Origin of the sequence: Chryseobacterium proteolyticum (assembly GCF_046591535.1) — a bacterium.
Classification (GTDB): Bacteria; Bacteroidota; Bacteroidia; order Flavobacteriales; family Weeksellaceae; genus Chryseobacterium; species Chryseobacterium proteolyticum.
Genome location: NZ_JBJLWK010000003.1, coordinates 340,802 through 359,119, shown reverse-complemented (window position 1 = coordinate 359,119; position 18,318 = coordinate 340,802). Strand labels below are relative to the sequence as shown.

The window sequence follows — 18,318 nt, the reverse complement described above, 5'->3', positions numbered from 1 at the left end:
ATAAAAAACACTAATTTTACAAACCACACAAATTACATTAATATGTCTTTAAAAGAGAAAGTAGTACAGGGAGCCTTGTGCCAATGTCAGTTTGGTACTACTCCCGATACATTAAAGGTACTTACACAGCAAAAATTCTTCATCAATGACCTTAATGGCAGCTCTAAACTGGCTGCAACACATAAAGATATAGGATCTACTTTTGAAAAAAACAGCTTTGGTTCATGCAAAAAAAAGCTCAATACACCCTGTGTAGCTGTTGTTACTGAATGGAGTGGTTATTATGAAAAAGAAAAATACTCTCCACCTGATGGCTATGTTTTACTGGAAGACAGCAAAGCAACATGTCCTATCGGTGGTAAAGACTGCATCAGCATCATTAAAACCGGACAAATTGGAGAACCTTCCAAAAGCAATATAAAAAAGGCAGATGAAGAGCTTCAGTCACATGTAAATCCTGTTATCAATATATCACAGCATGATACGCAGGAGTTTTATAAATTTGGATTTTAAGTATGGGTACAGCTGGGATTAAAAAAGCTCTGATCAAGGAGCCCAAAGAAAACGTCAGGAAGTATGGTTCCGGATCCATTGTGGAACTAAGCCCTGCCAGAAACTCATTTACTGCTTATCTGGATAAAACCTGCCTGGGAAAAGGAACCCGAAATCCGGAATCTACAATGAAGGAAGTGAAGTGGTTCCTTATAAGAGAGCATATCTGGACATCATTTAAACAACTTTACCCAAACCTTGGGCCGAATGACTTTTTTACAACAATAAAAGCCCAAAACGAAGAAAACAAGGATTACAAAATATTTGAAGGAAACAACAAAGTATTCACTACCGGTGACATTCAGTCAAGTGCAAAAAGTATTGGAGTCATTTATCTGTTAATCCCTTATAGTAATTTCCCTGAAACAGATGGTACAGAAGCCATGAGAGTGGTTGTTATTGATAAACCACAGGTCTTATACTGTCATTTTAAATTTCCTAAAGGAGGGTATATTCCTTTGACAAATAACGAAAAAAAAAGCGTTGTATGGGCAAACAGTAGATGTAGAAGTTTATACGCATATGCTTCCCGACTGGAACAACAGCCTTTCAAAGTTCATTTTTGATGTTGAGCTTATTAACAAAGGTAAGGTCGTTTCCAAACAGCAAAGAATTGAAATTACCAATCCGGGACCATTCGTTTACAACACGGTAAAATCTTTAAAGTTTCAGTTGAATACCGAATGGCAAAAAAATCACAATAAAGAAAAGAAGGATGAAAAGTTCTTTCTAAGGTTAAAAGGTTATGTAGGATTCACAGGACCTGTTCTTCTACCGAAAGGTTTTCTTACCCAGGAAGGTGAATATGATTCTGAAAAAGACACTTCAAACTGGGGAAGAATGGAAAAAGGAAAATGGATCTTTAACACTTCTCCCGACTTACTGGTTCCTTATAATGATATGAGTGCCCTTTTCGGTGAATTTGAAAAACAAAAAAATAATCAGATTCAATATATAGGAGACATTGAATATCTTAAAAAAGAATATGATCCCTGCGGATACAGCAAAATAACGATAGCCGATGAGGATGATAAAAAACGATCTCCCTATGTTATATTTGATGAAGATGCCAAAGACAGGATAGACAATACACGAAATACTTTTGACCTTGTAACAGGAGATAAAACAAAGAAAAAAATAAGCATAACCCTGGATAATCTTCAGAATAAAAATGTTTTATGTACGGGAGTTTTACTTCCTAAAGACCAAAAACATAATATCCCGCAACATGTTTTTTTGTTAGATACTGTTCTGGTTCCCCATTACGCAAATAAAGCACTATCCGTAAAAAATGATCCCACACAAGCAAATGATACTGATGCTTACGCTGATGAAACGAAAGCCCCGTCAGGAAATGTAGCAGACGTACAGGGATGGAAAGAGAATGATGATTACAGCTTTATTGGAGAAAATAAACTCCAACTGAACCTTTCCTACATTTACAACAAAACTACAGCTATCGGAGATAAAGAATTCAATGATATTCCTGTGGTAGAATCCTGGCTGGTCAATTACTTCTGGCTATCAAAAGAAAAAATACAAACGTATTTTGTTCCTGTTTCTACTTGTCGTTATCCTAATCAACTTGTTAAAATCAGGATATTCCCGGATGTAGAATGGTCACTAAACTTCCTTTACAATACCTCCGACCCTGTTTGGTACGGTAATTCTGAGCCAACCTATAATATCTATGGTACTGAAAGTAAAGCAACAAGAGACACCATCTCAGTAGGAGATCTTAAAACAAAAGGGGATGTTGTTGCCCTGGCCGACTTAAGAAGAGAAGAGAGAAACGAAAACAAGAATATCAAAGACGGACAAAAAAAAAATTGCCACTTCTGCTAACCGTTACATGGGAGATATGAAAGGGAATTTTGGACTTTCCGCCAAGGTCTCATATAATGGTGGTGTCTCCCATGAACTCAGTTGGAAATTTGCCGAAAAGTACCGTAAAATGCTGGGCATTTTAAAATCGGTTTATGATACGGTAGATGATATTGCAGGAGCAAAAGAGGCCAGAAAGGGAGCAGAATCCCTTCCTCCTTCACTGGCAGGAAGAAGGAGCATGATGAGCCTTTCACTCCTCCCTCCTGCCCCATCAGCAGGGATTAGCTGGAAATTTGCAAAAACAGGGGATTTTGTTGGCCTTGAACTTGCCGGAAAGGTAAAATGTTCTCCCCTCATTGGTGGAGAGCTTAAAATTGATTTATTGGCCTTAGCTGATAAAATTCCTGTTTATGGAAAGTTTATTACTTTCCTGGACCTAACGACCTGGCTCATTGAAAAAATATCAATGAATGCCTTAAGCATTACCTATCGTATTGATTTGATATTTTATGCAAATCTGGCAATCGAGGAAGCCTATGTAAAATGGAATGATGCAAAAGAAGGCAATAAATTTGATACCGATTTAACCCTTTCCGGAACACTCGGAGGAAAACTTGAACTTGAACTGGGCCTTACTATGAGCGCCAAGCAGATTAATAAGTTTCCTGAGGTAGAGCTTCAGGCCGGGGTAAGAGCAGACTGTTCATTCAAAATTACAGCAAGCCCTAATTTCGATTGGGATAATAAATTTGACTTTACAACCAAGTTCTCAGGACTTATGGTTACTGTTTATTACAAATTTTCCATGAAGAGGAACTCCAAAAATAAAGCTCCGGAAACACTTGATCCTTTTAAACTGATCCCAAGCTACTCCGGAAATCCAGTCAGCATGACATTTGGAGCCGGAGAAGAACATAAATATTAACACAATGAACAAAAAGATATTATTTGGCTTATTGCTGTTCAACATGATAAGCTGTCAAAAAAAAGATACAGCGTCTCATACATCTCCATCAAACAAAAGTAATTACGAAAAAAAAAACAACACAAAATATGGCTTCTCAACCTTTATATGCATTAAGCCTTGATGCAGCTGGCGATTTTCAGGTTTACATTAATGATATCCTGGTTGCCTATTATTACAAAAACGGCGGAACATCGTTGACCTTGCCTATTAATCGTGAAATTTTAGGTCCGGGAAAACAAACCGTTAAAGTTATTTTGAAGTCGGATAAAGAACTGGATGAAAACGAGCTTAAATATTATAAATTCAGAATTTTAAAGTATGCTTCATTTGATTCCCCTGACTATGAGGTAATAGTAGATTGTAAGTTTAATGCAGAAACCAATAAGCCCACAAAAGAGATTACTCAATCCTGGGATTTTACTTCTGATGTTCCCTATCAGGTATCAGGATGGTCCCACTCCGCTGTTCTGTTGAATGAAGATAAAGATGCTCTTCTGAAAGAGGTCTTAGAGACTTATAATCATTTCAGGGAAATTCTGCAGAAAAAAGATATTGGTAGTTTTCTCACAAAAACAAAAGTCCGAGATGCCGAAATTGACAAGGCCTTATACCTTTCTTCTGCTGAGAGCAAAAAGGACCAGGCAGAAACATCGGAAACGATTCAGAATATCGTTGAAGTTTTACCGATAGACAATTATAAAATGGTTTTTTATGGCAATGGAAGAATGGTTGCTTTAATCAGGACTGATGAAAAAAATAAAGATGAATCAGCTTTGCAGGCAAAACTTAAAGACAAAAGTACAGAAATCTATGAATTGGTACTTCATCGTCCAAAAAAAGGCGCTCCTCTAGAAGTAATAAGATAATTAATTTTCAATCGTAGCATTGGCATTTTGTCAATGCTTCATTTTTACCTGAAATGATTCTAATAAAGAAAATCTTTCAGATATCCGCTACATTCAGTAGTAATCCCAGCTTATAAAAATCAAGGTATTTAAGGTTGGTATTTCCCTTTAAAAGCTTACGCTCTATCCTTAGCCTGCTAACCCTAAAGAAAATGGTAAATAAGCTTTTTAAACCAAGCCTTTTTATAGCCTTGTACGCTTTTACCAGTTTAATTTCGGAAAGTTTTGCTCTGAGTTGTTTGTCTTGAAGCATTTGAGATAAACTACCTACCGATTCTTTTACTTTTTCAAGGTAGAGTTGATTATCTTCTACATCATTGTTGAATACAGGATTCTGTACATGGTTAATTTTTATATGACTGGATTTTAAGTCCATTGCAAATAACAGATCTTCGTACCCATATCTTTGAAATTCGGGATTAAACGGAACTTTCTTGAGGATATTCCGATCAATGATAAAATTATTTGTTTGGAAGCTCAAGTAAGGATTTTCCACACGAAGCGAAACCGGTAAATTCTCACGCTCTACGGCAAATTTCCATCTTAAATAATGGTTTTGATCAACCGGTGATTCTGAGACAACTCGCCCTCCATAGATCACCTTTGTATCCGGATTCTCTTTTATAAATTGTATGTAATTTTCTAGAAAACGGTCACTTGTTATTTTACCGTCACAATCAAGAAAAAGTAAATAATCTCCCTTTGAATAGGAAAGAAACAGATTGCGGATTTTTGATCTCCCAATGTTTTTATCCAGATAGATCAATTTTTCTACTTTACCTTCTAGGACTTTATTAATTTGTTTAAATTGTTCTTCAGACCGATCATCGATTAATATGATTTCTGCATTAAAAGCCTTTGCTGTAATTTCTTTTTCCAAATCAGAAACTAATTCCCGGACATCAAAATTATAGACAGGAATGCAGATTGTAATTTTCATTTCATCAGATTTTTTCAATGATTTTCTGAATATTAAGTTCTTCCAGACATGCCCAATCTCCTCTGAAACATTCCTTATCTCCAAATACTGAACAAGGCCTGCATGTTAAATCTTTAATTTGCACCACATCATCTTCACTCTGTCCAAACCCTAAAAAACCGGCATAAGGATGTGTAGATCCCCAGATAGAAACGCATCTTGTTCCCACAAGGCTGGCAAGGTGCATATTGGCAGAATCCATTGAGATCATCAGTTTAAGTTCTGCAATTGTATCCAGCTCCTGTTTAAGGTTTAATTTCCCGGAAAGACTTTGGGTATTCGGAATTTCACTTTCCCATCTTTCCAGGGTTTCTGTTTCATTTTTCCCGCCTCCGAAGAAATATATTTTATCCTTTTGGGCTAAAATTTTAACGAGTTCATAGGATTTATCCAAGGGAAGCATTTTTCCTTTATGCTGTGCAAAAGGAGCAAACCCGATCCCGGACTTTTGCTGTGTTGATGGCCTTAATTTATTGGATAAGTTCACTTTAAACCCCATTTCCCGGAATACGTCTGCATATCGCTCGACGGTTTTTTTCAGTTGTACTTTATCCAGATTCCAGACATCGGTAAGAATTTCCTTTTCTTCTTTTCCTTTATTGATCTTGAATACTTTGTATCCCTTTCTCCTGTAGATTTTATCCAGAACCTTCGTCCTGATTACATCATGCAAATTAGCTATGAAATCCGGATGAAATTCTCTGATTAACTCATTGGCCAATCTGTTCAATCCAAAAAAACCCTTATAATCATCCAGGTTAATTCCTTTAAAAATAATGTTGGGAATATCTGAAAACAAGCTTTCAAAATTTTTTCTGGAAACCATTACGATTTCTACATCAGGGTTTTGTTCAAGGAATTCACGAAAAACGGGCGCTGTCATCGCAACGTCGCCAAAAGCGGAAAAACGATATGCTAAAATTCTTGTCACAACTACGACTTCAGTTGATAGGCAACTGCATAAAATTTAATCTGTTTAGTCATTGCCATTAGTCCGTTGGCTCTGGAAGGAGAAAGAAACTCCTGAAGTCCGATCTCTGAAATAAACTGGAAATCCGAATCCAGAATTTCCTGTGTAGAATGCCCGCTGTAAATACTAACCAGAAGAGAAACAATTCCTTTTGGTAAAATACCATCAGAATCAGCATCAAAATAAAGTTTGCCATCTTTAAATTCAGCATCAATCCATACTTTACTCTGGCATCCTTTAATAAGATTAGCATCTGTTTTCTTGTCTTCTGAAAGCCCTTTCAATTCTTTACCAAGGTCAATAATATATTCATACTTCTGCTCCCAATCGTCAAGAAATGCAAATTCGTCTATTATTTCCTGCTGTTTTTCTTTAATGGTCATCTTTTAACAATTCTTTATGCAAAGATACCATTTTTGTAAAGATAATTTATTGAGATGCCTTTCTAAAAACTTCCAGAAGTTTTAGTTCTTCATTTTCCCAACAAAGCAATTCCGAGGCTTTTTTCAATTCATCCTGATAACCCTTTCTTCCCTTATTTAAAATTCTGAAAACAGCATCTGCAATATTTTCCGGCTGATGGTCCTTAATGATCTCACCAACATCAAACTGCATTCTTATATTACGCATTTCAGGGAGATCAGCCATAATTAATGGAACCCTTGCCTGAATACAGTCCAAGACTTTATTCGGAAGGGAGTATAAGTAGCTGTCCCCGCCGTTTTCCTCGATACTCATCCCCACATCTGCGGTAAGAGTAATTTTTCTTAGATCTTCAGGCACCAGCTTGCCCAAAAACTCAACTTTATGCTGTAGATTCTCACGAGCTACCAGCTCTTCATATTCCTTCTTTTTGGGACCATCTCCTGCAATCTTGAAAACAACATCATCAATATGATGCATAGCCAGAATTGCTTTATCGATTCCCCTAAAAGGATTTATTGCACCCTGGTATAAAAATACTTTAGGCTTATTATCGGGAATATCTATTGGAAAGTTTATTTTTTTGGGTGCATTTTGTACCACTGTAGCCTCTACATGATATTTTTCTTTAAACCATTTTGCATAACTTCCGCTGGCTGTTATCATGAATTTTAAGTTAGGAAGTACTTTTTTTTTCCAGGTAACGCCATATTTTTTGTGACATTTTGCCCTGAATGGCTGGCATTTCGGAAAAAATTTCATGACTGTCAAAAATTAAAGGGATTTTTAATTTTTTTGCGATAAGATAATTGGGAAGAAGAGCGTCAATATCATTAGCATGAAGAATGGTATTCTTATCAGCTTTCCTTTTCAGTTCTTTGTACAATTTCCAGTTAAATTCAAAATAAGCCGTCTTTAAACTTTTAGAAACCAGCATAATCCTTGAGAAAGGATAAGGTCTCGTGATTTTCTCAGCTCCACCCCAGTCGTTTCCGATCAGTTCCAGGGAGTATCCGTTTTCATACAAGGTGTGACAGACCTTTTCTATTCGCTGATCCGTATACAGATTACTAAAAGCAGATGTAATTATTTTTTTTTTTCATTAACTTTTCTTTCCGGCCATTAAATGGTAAATCTGTATAATACAGATCAATCCGTTGGGTATAATAACCGGCCAGAGCATTCCGTTAAAGATACCATAAATGACAAAACAAATACAGCCGATCATATTTACGATTCTAATTTTTCTTACATCTTTCAATATAAAGCTCAACACAAGAAAAAGTGAAGCAGAATATCCAATATAAGCAGCAATTTCGGGGTTCATAAGAAAAATTTAAGGGACACAAACTTAGTCATTTTCAATAAGATAATAAAACTTTTTTCTGCCATAAAGTCATTAATTGATTTTTGGTAAAATATTTGTAATTTAGAATAATGAATAAAAGATAATTCTATCTTTATTCTAATTGAGATATATTATGGATTATAAGTTTTCACAAGGTTTGAGCCAAGTGTTCAAACAGAGCAAAAATGAAGCTAAAAGGCTGAAAAGTGAATTTCTTAATACAGAACATCTACTTTTAGGTATTATAAAAACAGAAAACTCTGCAAAAGAAATCCTTCAAAACCTTAATGCCGATTTAACACAAATCAGAAGAAAAATTGAAACTCTAAATACAGCAAGTCTTAATCCTATTTCTGAGGAGGTAACCAATATTTCTTTCACGAAAATGGCAGATCATGCCGTTAAACGTGCAGAGTTAGAATGCCGACAATACAAAAGTAATGAAATTAATACCGTTCATTTACTTTTAGGTATTCTTTATAAATATGAAGATCCCACCTCAAATATATTAGGCGCTTACGATATCGACTATGAAGGCGTTTCAAGAGAGTACCAGACAATGCTTAAAAATTCCGGACAATCACCTCAGATGAGTGCTTATGATGATGATGATGAAAGAGAAGAATTTGAGCAGATGAGAAAACCGGCAGGAAATTTAGGCGCTGCAAAGAGCAAAACTCCTACGCTGGATAATTTTGGTAGAGACCTTACATCTTTAGCAAGGGATGGGAAATTGGATCCTGTAATCGGACGTGAGAAAGAAATCGAGAGGGTTTCTCAGATTCTTTCCCGCAGAAAGAAAAACAATCCGCTTCTTATCGGAGAGCCCGGAGTGGGTAAATCTGCTATTGCAGAAGGATTAGCTTTAAGAATCCAGCAAAAAAAGGTTTCCAGAGTTCTTTTTGGTAAAAGAGTGATCACACTGGATCTTGCAAGTTTAGTTGCAGGAACGAAATACCGTGGTCAGTTCGAGGAAAGAATGAAGGCGATCATGACGGAATTGGAAAAGAACAGGGATGTTATCCTATTCATTGACGAGCTTCATACTATTGTAGGTGCAGGAAGTTCTACTGGAAGTCTGGATGCCTCCAATATGTTTAAGCCGGCTCTTGCAAGAGGAGAAATTCAATGCATCGGAGCTACTACCTTGGATGAATACCGTCAGTATATTGAAAAAGACGGAGCATTAGAGAGAAGATTCCAGAAAGTAATGGTAGAGCCTACCTCTATTGATGAAACCATTCAGATTTTAAATCAGATCAAAGATAAGTATGAAGAGCATCATAATGTGATTTATACACCAGAAGCCATATTGGCTTGTGTGAATCTTACATCAAGATATATTACAGATCGTTTCCTTCCGGATAAAGCGATTGATGCAATGGACGAAGCAGGTTCCCGTGTTTATATCAAAAACATGAAAGTTCCCACCGAAATCATTGAATTCGAAAAGAAAATTGAAGACATCAAAGAAATGAAGCAGAAAGCTGTAAAAGCTCAGGATTATCTTGAGGCCAGAAAGCTTAAAGATGAGGAGGAAAGACTTCAAATGGAGCTTAATGCCGCACAAGATCAGTGGGATAAGGATGTAAAAGAGAAAAAAGAAACGGTTACAGAAGAAAACGTTGCAGAGGTAGTTTCCATGATGAGTGGTGTTCCTGTAACCAAAGTTGGTAAAAATGAGCTTGATAAATTAGCTCAGATGGACAACAACCTGAACGGAAAAGTTATCGGACAGGAAGATGCTGTAAGAAAAGTAGTTAAAGCTATTCAACGAAACAGAGCGGGTCTTAAAGATCCAAACCGTCCGATCGGAACATTTATCTTCTTAGGAACAACCGGTGTTGGTAAGACTGAGCTTGCTAAGGTAATGGCAAGAGAACTTTTCGATTCAGATGAAGCATTGATCCGAATTGATATGAGTGAATATATGGAAAAATTCGCCGTATCAAGATTGGTAGGTGCGCCTCCGGGATATGTTGGATATGAGGAAGGAGGTCAGCTTACTGAAGCCGTGAGAAGAAAACCTTATGCAGTAGTTCTACTTGATGAGATTGAAAAAGCTCACCCTGATGTATTCAATATCTTATTACAGATTCTGGATGAAGGGCACGTTACAGATAGTTTAGGTAGAAAAATTGATTTCAGAAACACGATCATTATTCTTACTTCAAACATCGGAACAAGAGACCTTAAAGACTTTGGAGATGGTGTAGGATTCGGAACTTCTGCTAAAAAGTCAAATACAGACAACAGAGCAAGAAGCACAATTGAAAATGCCCTTAAGAAAGCATTTGCTCCTGAATTCCTGAACAGAATTGATGACATTGTGATCTTTAACTCTCTTGAACAGACTGATATCAAGAAAATCATTGATCTTGAATTAAATAAGCTTTACACCAGACTTGATAAATTAGGATATAAAGTTGATTTAACTGAAGCAGCTAAAGATTTTATTTCTGAAAAAGGATGGGATAAAGATTTTGGTGCAAGACCATTGAAAAGAGCAATTCAGAAATACATTGAGGATTTATTGGCAGAAATGCTGGTAAACAAGCAATTAAATGAAGGAGAAACAATTGTTCTCGATGTAAATGAAGCTAAAGACGGATTAACCGGCAAGGCTCAAAAGACAAAAAAAGACGACTGAAAAGTCTTCTCAATAAATAAATAATTTTGTTAAAATAAAAAGCACGGAAGTATTTTCCGTGCTTTTTTATTATTTTAAATTTTATTAGCTGTCATTCAATAATATCTGAAAGCTTTTTATCCTTCATTTTAAAAAGATGCTTTAAAGAAATAAAATGGGTAAAGCCGGAAAGAGGAACTCCAAATAGTGGAATCATGATTAACGGTAACTGAATAATCGGAACCATTTCATTATTTCCTGTAATGGTAAGAAAAACCCCCGTTCCTACAGCAATAATAAAATCTAGCGAGCCAATAATATTGAAAATATAATAGCTTAGCTTCGTACGTCCGAAAACAAAAACGGCGGCAGCAAGGATTCCTGAAATAATATCTCCATAAGCCGCATTATTAATAAACGCTTCTGACAGTCTTCCAGTATATGAAATAAAAATCCAGCCGGCAAAAATTCTCCAAACATGAAAAAGAGCAATCCCCTTTAAAGGAATAGAGTCGGAGAAAGTTCTAAAAGAAGGTTTGGACTGATAAATAATAATCAAGACCAAAAGTATTGAAGCAATTAAGACGCCAAAAAGCAGGCGCGGAATAAGGCTGAAAATATTAAAAAAAACCTAATAAAAAAACTTCCTGCTCCCAAAAAGATCAGAATAAGCGCGATACGCTTTTCCAAGCCCGTCTGTTGAATGTTTTCTGTTTGCATAATGTATCATTTATTATGCAAATTTCAGCTTCATACTTTATAAAAAAATTACCAATTGGCAATTTTTTATATTATTTTCTCAACCGGCTTAAAGAAGTATTTGTAATTCCAAGATAAGATGCAATAAATTTTAAAGGAACATTCCGGAAAATATCTGGCGATTCTAATAATAAATTTTCATATCTCCTTTCGGATTTTTCTTTAATCATGGAAACGGTACGTTGTTTAAGCTCCGTAAATCCTTTCACCAAAATAGCTCTTCCAAATTCTCTAAACTCTGGTAAGGTATGAAAAAGTCGTTGGCATTTTTCGTATTTTCCAATCCAGACAATACATCTTGTAATTGTTTCAATATTTTCATTTGACGGTTTTCTTTGAAAATAAGATTCTACTTCAAAAACCATTTCATTAGGCTTGAATATATTCGTTGTTACCTCATTTCCATCAATATCCAACACATATGAACGCATGTAGCCTGTCTCGAGAAAAATATAATCAGAATTAATGCTTCCTTCTCTTAAGGTAAGCTGATGTTTCGGTAAAATTACAGGTTCAAAATTGTCGGCAATAAGATTGGCAGTAAAATCTGATACAGGATAAGTATTTTTAATGAAACTTATCAAACCATTAGTTGAAAAATTTTCGACCTTCATTCCTGTAATATTTTAACAATCCATTTTTTGATATTGATTAAAACACCGCAATAAAACTACAATCCTACAACGAATCCAATGTTCGGAACCAATCCACTTGAAAAAACACTTGAATTCTCTTTCCATAAAACATTGTACATCAATCCTAGCTGCATAAAGGAATTCCCTCCTATTCTTTGCATATATCCTCCTCCCAGATATAGTGCCGTTTCTTCCCGGTTATCTTTATAATCATAAAATTTATCATGATAATTTATAAAATAATGTTGAAGATTCGCCCCTACATAAAAGGATCTTGCGAAATAGTAATTCACAAAAGGACCAACCCCGAACATCGTTGATCTATAATAGTCTGATGTCTGCCAGGAAACACTTCCCAATACTCCCGCTTCAAGATCATCGGTTAACCGGTATCCTACCCTCGGAGCTGCCTGAAGAGAAAATGCGCTGTTGCTTCCAAAACCTAAACCGATCCCGCCTCCGAAAGTCCATCTGTTGTTTTCAGTCATTGAGGGAGCTCCCACTGTGACCTGGGAAAATATTGATATTGAGCACATCAGCATCAATGGAATAATTATTTTTTTCATACTCTGATATTTAATTATTAATAAAGATAATATGCAATTGCTTTCCTGCGAACTCATAATCCTTTAAAATTCCGGGATTTTATATTACCATCGTTTTTATCAATGCTTAAAATTATGGTTTTTTTGCGAATCTTTTTAGTTGTATTTTTGCCGGATCAAACTAAGAACTCCCGTTAAGAGTTTCGTAAAATTGAAATATAATGAAAATAGTAGTAGGCCTCTCCGGAGGTGTAGATTCTAGCGTTACAGCCTATTTGCTGCAACAGCAAGGGCATGAAGTAGTGGCTTTGTTTATGAGGAACTGGAATGATGCTTCCGTAACATTAGAAGATGAATGTCCCTGGATAGAGGACAGTAATGACGCGTTAATGGTAGCTCAGAAGCTTGGAATACCATTCCAGGTTATTGATATGAGTGATCTTTATAAGGAACGTATCGTCGATTACATGTTTGCAGAATATGAAAAAGGGAGAACCCCGAATCCTGACGTACTATGCAACAGAGAGGTTAAATTTGATGTTTTTATGAAAACAGCAATGTCTTTGGGCGCGGATAAAGTTGCGACAGGACATTATGCCAGGGTAACCTCAACTTTTGATGAAAACGGAAAGGAAATTTTTCATTTACTGGCAGGTAAAGATAACAACAAGGACCAATCCTATTTCCTTTGTCAGCTGAGTCAGGATCAATTATCTAAGGCTTTGTTTCCTATTGGTGAACTTACAAAACCCGAAGTTAGGGAAATCGCAAAAGAAATCGGGCTGGTAACAGCGGATAAAAAGGACTCTCAGGGACTATGTTTTATAGGAAAAGTAAGTCTTCCTCAGTTTTTACAGCAGCAACTCAAGCCAAAAGAAGGTGAAATTGTAGAAATTTTCAGCGATTCTCCTTTATTTTCGAACGAAAAGCCTTCATTTTCCTCAAAGGAAGAAGAACTTCAATATTTATCACAAAAGATCAGTTATAAAAAATCCGACGGAAAAGTAATCGGAAAGCACCAGGGTGCTCAATTTTTCACGATCGGCCAAAGTAAGGGGCTTGGTATAGGCGGACATAAAGAAAGCTGTTTTATCGTGTCCAGAGACATCGAAAACAATATTATTTTCGTAGGAGAAGGTCATAGCTTCCCAGGACTGCATAAAAAAGCTTTAAAAATAAATAATCCTGAACTTCATTGGGTGAGAGAGGACCTAAGACTTTCCAATGGTGAATCCATGGAAGTAATGGCCAGGTTCCGATACAGACAGCCTCTTCAAAAGGCTACGCTATACCAGTTTGAAGATGCTTTTTATATAGAATTTGAAAATCCGCAGTCTGCAATTGCTGAAGGACAGTTTGCATCATGGTATATGGAGGATGAATTGATAGGAAGCGGAGTTATTGCATAATATAAAATTTTCAGTATACTCACCAAAAATTAAGACTAAATAATATATAATAAACCCGGAGCACTTTGTTTCGGGTTTATCTTTTGTTTGAGGAAATGAGTATTCAGAAAATTGTTTAATTGATTTAATATAATCCATTATAAATCATTGCCTTTATTTAAAATTAACGTTGTATTTTAAGGATAAAAAATATCAACGAAGAACTTAAGAATCCAGAATAAAAATTCCATGAATTGCATTTTATAAGTACATGTATTAGTTTTTAATATAAGAGCTTATTGCTCTATTCAAAATTCTTCAAAGAAGAAATTTCAACCTGCCTCAAATAGCTTTCCAATTAGTGGCGAAGTATGTGCTCTTATTATCAAACAACTTGAAGACACTAATTCTAACCTAATAGATTACAAATAGTTAATATTGATAACTGAATACCAAAATCTTTATTTTAGCCTACCAGCCACTCTTTAAAATCTTTCACACGGTCCCGGCTTACCGTAATTTCCTCTCCCGGCTGGAATTCCAGATCAACCTTATAATTTGGAGAAGTATGAATATTTCTGATATAATCAGAGTTAACGATAAATTGCCTGTTCACACGGAAGAATTTTTTCTCATCCAATGTCTCTTCCAGTTCATCGAGTGTAAAATCTGAAGGGTATGTTCTTTCCCGTGTCTGGAGGTAAACAATCTTATTTTCACTGAAAAAACAACTTACCTCGCTGGTCTGAATAATTTTCAGGTTATATCCTATTTTCACCAAAATTCTGGAAAGGGTGGATTTGTCCTTTTTTATCAGCTGTTTAATTTCTTCAGAACTAACCGGGTTACCGGAAGGAAGAAAAGATTTAAATTTATCTACAGCTCCTGCCAGGTCTTCTTCCAGAATTGGTTTTAATAAGTAATCAATACTGTTCAGTTTAAAGGCTTTGAGAGTATATTGATCAAAAGCCGTCGTATAGATGATAAATCCTTTTGATGGAACTTTTTCAAAAATATCAAAAGACAATCCATCTCCTAAAACAATGTCTGAAAAGATCAGTTGCGGATGTTCATTTTCAGAAAACCAAGAAACACCTTCTTCTACCGATTCTATTTTTGCAATTACCTGTATATCAGGAAATATACTCAACATCCGCTCTAATTTTCTTGAAGCTGGTTTTTCATCTTCAATGATGACAGTTTTGATCATAAATAACGGTTTTAGTTTTTCAAATTACAGCATTAAAAGTAGATAAAAGAATCCGGTTTTGAACTATATTTTCGGCTTACCCTTATGAAGTTGCTTGTCTAAGATTCTTTGTTCCCATTCGGAGTCAAAAATAAATAGCCTGACTGCTTTCATAGCTAATATTATTCCCCAAATAAGCAAAAGGATCGATCCATGAAAAGGAGAAAAATCAATTGTTCCGTGCTCAAAATAATCATTGAAAAACAAAATCCCTGCGATAACGCAATACCATGCAAGGCTTTTATAAAAACTCTTCAATCTTTTGACGCGTTCGTAGGCCTGGCTATATTCCATTGTATTTTTATTAAAGTACTTTTCCATGATTTCTTTTGTCTGTTTCCATTAATCCTTTTATTTTTCTCTCCTCCCATTCTTTCCCTATTCCAAAGACGTTTATGGCATGAACAATAATACCTATTCCCCATCCAAGCATCGGCCAATAGAACCACAAGTGGTCAGGTGATGTTAAAAGGTTTAAAACAAATAAAAATGGGATTACTAAACAATAGGAAGTCAGATTCCCATAGAATGCCTTTAATTCTTTTACCCGTCTTACTGCTTTTTTATAAGTCAGATTTTCCTTATCGAATGATAATGTTTCCATACTATTGAATTTTGATTATTTATTTTCTTGAATCAAATGTATCACGAAAACCACCTTCAAATCAACTATATCTTACTGAGTCGTCGAATATCCCTTCTGAGTAGCAAAAATCCCGACTCAATTGAAATCGGGATTTTTTTTATCTGGATTACTTATCAGTCTTTTCCTTAACTAAAGTCTTCCAAGCAGCAAACTTTATTTTATTCAGCATTTTATCATTCCGTATTTTTATTATTAATAAATAAATGGAATAAGCTTTTTTGTTGCTTTCCTGTATTGTATATAATCATCACCAAACTGTCCAATGAGCACCTGTTCCTCTATTTTAATCCTGTAACTAAATGCTATACATGGAGGAATAAACGCCAGGGCAAAGGAAATCCAGTTATTTAGATATAAGCCTAGTCCCAGGAAAGTTAACAATGCAAAAGTATAGGAGGGATGTCTCACATAATGATAAAGCCCGTCTTTTTTAATTTTATGATCTTCCCGTATTGTCACATCTACAGTAAAATATTTACCTAAAGACCTGATGATAAGATACCGGCATACAATTCCAATGATAATGAGGGCCTGGCCGGTATATACAATCCAGACTGAATCTGTAATCACAAAATCAGATATATGAGACACCATAACAGCACTTCCGATTGAAAAGATGATAACTATCCAAAGAATACTGAGAGTGGATTGATCTTTTTTCTGATCCTTATCTGCTGATTTCAATTTTTGTTTATAGATGATTTCACTAAGAAACCAGACTGCCATAGAAGCGTAAAATAAGATTTGTAGATTCATTTGTTATTGTTTTTATTCTTAAAAGTAGCAAAATGACGATTCGCTTTTAGCGATTTTACAATTTTTTATCCTTGTTCATCAGCTCCCTGATCTTCTTCTCTTCCCATTTTTTAGCAAAGTCCATTCTTGGCAGAAAAACAGAAAGTGCATGAGCGATAAGTCCTACTCCCCAGAATATCGCTGTAAAGAAGTTTTTAAACTGGAAATAGCTTTCTCCCGGGTCCAGGTTGGAATAATTGAAATAAGCAATTATAATATTTACACCAATGTAAGAGAATAAATGAGCATAAAATCCTCTTAGTCTCTCTACCTGTTTTTTAGCCTGCTGATACCGAATATCATTTTCATCAAACGTTTCCATTGTTTTTGTTTTTTTGTTTATCCATAATTTCCTGAATTTTCTTTTCCTGCCAGGATTCTCCAATGCCGAATACCTGGAAGGCATGAGAGGCAACACCAAATCCCCAACCCAGGAGTGGCCACCAAAACCAATGATAACGGCTCTGAGTATAAAGATTGATAAAGATTAAAAAGGAAATAACAAGGCAGTATGAAATAAGATTGGCATAGAATCCTTTGATCTCTTTTACTCTTTTCTGAGCTTTTTTATAGGCCTTATCTTCATCTTCAGGTTTAATACTGACAACGTTCGGTTTATCTGATAGAACCGGAAGTTTCACTTTAAAATAATCATCCGATTTCTCAATAAAAACATTTCTTTTGGTCAGCAGTGAGTACCTTTGTACAATATTGGCAAGTCCAATTCCGGCACTTTCTTTAATCTGTTCCCGAACCTGCAGATTATTTTCAATACAAAGTGTATCATTCTCCGAAAAAACTTTTATGATCAATGGTTTTGAAGAGGTTGCAAAATTATGCTTGATACAGTTTTCAAGAAGCAATTGAAGAGAAAGCGGAACGACATACCTCCTGTAATCTTCTTTCCGGACATCAAAAATAAAATCTACACTGTCCTCAAACCTTGTTTTCAGCAATTCGCAGTATGTTTTTGCAAATTCTATTTCATCTTCCACAGTAACAAGTTCCTTATCTTTTTGCTCCAGTACATAGCGGTAAATCTTTGACATAGAAGCTGTAAACTTTTGTGCCTGTTTTGGATTTTCATCAATCAGGGCACTTAGTACATTTAATGAATTAAAAAGAAAATGAGGATCGAGCTGATTTTTAAGGGTTTCAAACTGTGCATTGGCAGATTTTGCAATCAATTTCTGTTCTACCACTTCTTTTTTAGAAGTTTTTTTGAGCTCTTCCATGAAACCCCTGGCATGAAGAAAAGCTGAGATAAGAAGAGCAATATTCACCATGAACCAGTTGATGAAATTATATTTCCCAGAAAAGAACTCTTCTGACGTTGCATCTTTCTGGAAAAGAACAAAATTGATGTAATTGCAAATATAGACGAGAATAATATTGGCTATAAGGATCGAAATAACGCTTATAACGGCTCTTTTGGTGGTAGCTTCAGACCATGGAACCTTTTTATTTAAATAATCATTAAGCATGCCGTTTCCCATCCCCAGCACAAAAGAATAAAGACCAGAAATAAGAAAGGAAAGCATTAGATTGTCAATGGTCTTCTCCTTTGTAAAAAACAGGAAGAAGAATAATGCCGTTGCTATGGTTACCCAAAGCAGAACAATAAGGTTTTTGCGTTTCATGAGTTTATTTCTTGGTTCAAAATTAGCGGATAATAAATGTACCAAAAATTATTTTTCACTG

At 35.5% G+C, this 18,318-nt stretch carries 22 protein-coding genes; 7 read left to right on the top strand and 15 right to left on the bottom strand.

Annotated elements, in window-relative coordinates:
• The first annotated feature begins 42 nt into the window (after positions 1-42).
• The 5 genes from ACJ5H0_RS12555 to ACJ5H0_RS12535 all read left to right on the top strand — a co-directional run bounded on the left by ACJ5H0_RS12555 (position 43) and on the right by ACJ5H0_RS12535 (position 4,212).
• The gene (locus ACJ5H0_RS12555) at positions 43-513 is read left to right on the top strand and encodes a DUF4280 domain-containing protein (RefSeq protein WP_273650284.1); all 471 of its coding nucleotides are present in this window, start codon (positions 43-45) and stop codon (positions 511-513) included.
• 2 nt (positions 514-515) lie between these two features.
• Positions 516-1,118, top strand: coding sequence for a hypothetical protein (locus ACJ5H0_RS12550; RefSeq protein ID WP_411249804.1), 603 nt, complete (start codon positions 516-518; stop codon positions 1,116-1,118).
• Positions 1,036-2,397, top strand: coding sequence for a hypothetical protein (locus ACJ5H0_RS12545; RefSeq protein ID WP_411249803.1), 1,362 nt, complete (start codon positions 1,036-1,038; stop codon positions 2,395-2,397). The genes ACJ5H0_RS12550 and ACJ5H0_RS12545 overlap by 83 nt, the downstream gene beginning before the upstream one ends.
• 16 nt (positions 2,398-2,413) lie before the next feature.
• Positions 2,414-3,304: a hypothetical protein gene (locus tag ACJ5H0_RS12540; protein ID WP_411249802.1), complete on the top strand. Its 891-nt coding sequence runs from the start codon at positions 2,414-2,416 to the stop codon at positions 3,302-3,304.
• A 128-nt stretch (positions 3,305-3,432) separates the two neighbouring features.
• Positions 3,433-4,212, top strand: a complete 780-nt coding sequence (locus ACJ5H0_RS12535; protein ID WP_411249801.1) for a hypothetical protein — start codon at positions 3,433-3,435, stop codon at positions 4,210-4,212.
• Between the two features lie 76 nt (positions 4,213-4,288).
• Here the strand turns inward: ACJ5H0_RS12535 and ACJ5H0_RS12530 are convergent, their stop codons facing one another.
• The 6 genes from ACJ5H0_RS12530 to ACJ5H0_RS12505 form a co-directional block, all read right to left on the bottom strand.
• On the bottom strand, positions 4,289-5,191 hold the full coding sequence (locus ACJ5H0_RS12530; protein ID WP_411249800.1) for a glycosyltransferase family 2 protein: 903 nt from the start codon (positions 5,189-5,191) through the stop codon (positions 4,289-4,291).
• Between the two features lie 4 nt (positions 5,192-5,195).
• The gene (locus ACJ5H0_RS12525; protein ID WP_411249799.1) at positions 5,196-6,161 is read right to left on the bottom strand and encodes a glycosyltransferase family 9 protein; all 966 of its coding nucleotides are present in this window, start codon (positions 6,159-6,161) and stop codon (positions 5,196-5,198) included.
• A 2-nt stretch (positions 6,162-6,163) separates the two neighbouring features.
• Entirely contained in the window at positions 6,164-6,583 is a 420-nt protein-coding gene (locus ACJ5H0_RS12520) for a SufE family protein (protein WP_273650279.1), read from the bottom strand.
• A gap of 46 nt (positions 6,584-6,629) precedes the next feature.
• Positions 6,630-7,289, bottom strand: a complete 660-nt coding sequence (locus tag ACJ5H0_RS12515; RefSeq protein WP_411249798.1) for a glycosyltransferase — start codon at positions 7,287-7,289, stop codon at positions 6,630-6,632.
• 10 nt (positions 7,290-7,299) lie between these two features.
• Positions 7,300-7,650, bottom strand: a complete 351-nt coding sequence (locus ACJ5H0_RS12510) for a glycosyltransferase family protein (RefSeq protein ID WP_411249797.1) — start codon at positions 7,648-7,650, stop codon at positions 7,300-7,302.
• Between the two features lie 75 nt (positions 7,651-7,725).
• Complete coding sequence (locus tag ACJ5H0_RS12505) at positions 7,726-7,950, bottom strand: uroporphyrinogen decarboxylase (protein WP_273650277.1); 225 nt, start codon at positions 7,948-7,950, stop codon at positions 7,726-7,728.
• Between the two features lie 154 nt (positions 7,951-8,104).
• On the opposite strand from ACJ5H0_RS12505, the gene ACJ5H0_RS12500 reads away from it, so the two are divergent.
• Positions 8,105-10,621, top strand: coding sequence for an ATP-dependent Clp protease ATP-binding subunit (locus ACJ5H0_RS12500; RefSeq protein WP_411249796.1), 2,517 nt, complete (start codon positions 8,105-8,107; stop codon positions 10,619-10,621).
• 91 nt (positions 10,622-10,712) lie between these two features.
• Here the strand turns inward: ACJ5H0_RS12500 and ACJ5H0_RS12495 are convergent, their stop codons facing one another.
• The 3 genes from ACJ5H0_RS12495 to ACJ5H0_RS12485 form a co-directional block, all read right to left on the bottom strand.
• Complete coding sequence (locus ACJ5H0_RS12495; RefSeq protein WP_411249795.1) at positions 10,713-11,159, bottom strand: hypothetical protein; 447 nt, start codon at positions 11,157-11,159, stop codon at positions 10,713-10,715.
• Between the two features lie 232 nt (positions 11,160-11,391).
• Entirely contained in the window at positions 11,392-11,973 is a 582-nt protein-coding gene (locus tag ACJ5H0_RS12490; protein WP_172281769.1) for a Crp/Fnr family transcriptional regulator, read from the bottom strand.
• A 56-nt stretch (positions 11,974-12,029) separates the two neighbouring features.
• Positions 12,030-12,560 (bottom strand): hypothetical protein, encoded by a 531-nt coding sequence (locus ACJ5H0_RS12485; protein WP_172281767.1) that lies wholly within the window; start codon positions 12,558-12,560, stop codon positions 12,030-12,032.
• A 200-nt stretch (positions 12,561-12,760) separates the two neighbouring features.
• On the opposite strand from ACJ5H0_RS12485, the gene mnmA reads away from it, so the two are divergent.
• Entirely contained in the window at positions 12,761-13,948 is a 1,188-nt protein-coding gene (mnmA, locus tag ACJ5H0_RS12480) for a tRNA 2-thiouridine(34) synthase MnmA (protein ID WP_411249794.1), read from the top strand.
• 445 nt (positions 13,949-14,393) lie between these two features.
• On the opposite strand, the gene ACJ5H0_RS12475 is transcribed toward mnmA, so the two are convergent.
• The 6 genes from ACJ5H0_RS12475 to ACJ5H0_RS12450 all read right to left on the bottom strand — a co-directional run bounded on the left by ACJ5H0_RS12475 (position 14,394) and on the right by ACJ5H0_RS12450 (position 18,257).
• A complete protein-coding gene (locus tag ACJ5H0_RS12475) occupies positions 14,394-15,137 on the bottom strand; it encodes a LytR/AlgR family response regulator transcription factor (RefSeq protein WP_411249793.1) in 744 nt (247 codons plus the stop codon).
• A gap of 63 nt (positions 15,138-15,200) precedes the next feature.
• Positions 15,201-15,497 carry a 2TM domain-containing protein gene (locus ACJ5H0_RS12470; protein WP_411249792.1) on the bottom strand — a complete coding sequence of 99 codons (297 nt, stop codon included), beginning with the start codon at positions 15,495-15,497 and terminating at the stop codon, positions 15,201-15,203.
• The gene (locus ACJ5H0_RS12465) at positions 15,481-15,780 is read right to left on the bottom strand and encodes a 2TM domain-containing protein (RefSeq protein ID WP_411249791.1); all 300 of its coding nucleotides are present in this window, start codon (positions 15,778-15,780) and stop codon (positions 15,481-15,483) included. The genes ACJ5H0_RS12470 and ACJ5H0_RS12465 overlap by 17 nt, the downstream gene beginning before the upstream one ends.
• 234 nt (positions 15,781-16,014) lie before the next feature.
• Positions 16,015-16,578 (bottom strand): methyltransferase family protein, encoded by a 564-nt coding sequence (locus ACJ5H0_RS12460; RefSeq protein WP_411249790.1) that lies wholly within the window; start codon positions 16,576-16,578, stop codon positions 16,015-16,017.
• Positions 16,579-16,633: 55 nt separating this feature from the next.
• Positions 16,634-16,939: a 2TM domain-containing protein gene (locus ACJ5H0_RS12455; RefSeq protein ID WP_172281753.1), complete on the bottom strand. Its 306-nt coding sequence runs from the start codon at positions 16,937-16,939 to the stop codon at positions 16,634-16,636.
• Positions 16,926-18,257, bottom strand: a complete 1,332-nt coding sequence (locus tag ACJ5H0_RS12450; RefSeq protein ID WP_411249789.1) for a 2TM domain-containing protein — start codon at positions 18,255-18,257, stop codon at positions 16,926-16,928. The genes ACJ5H0_RS12455 and ACJ5H0_RS12450 overlap by 14 nt, the downstream gene beginning before the upstream one ends.
• Between the last annotated feature and the right edge of the window lie 61 nt (positions 18,258-18,318).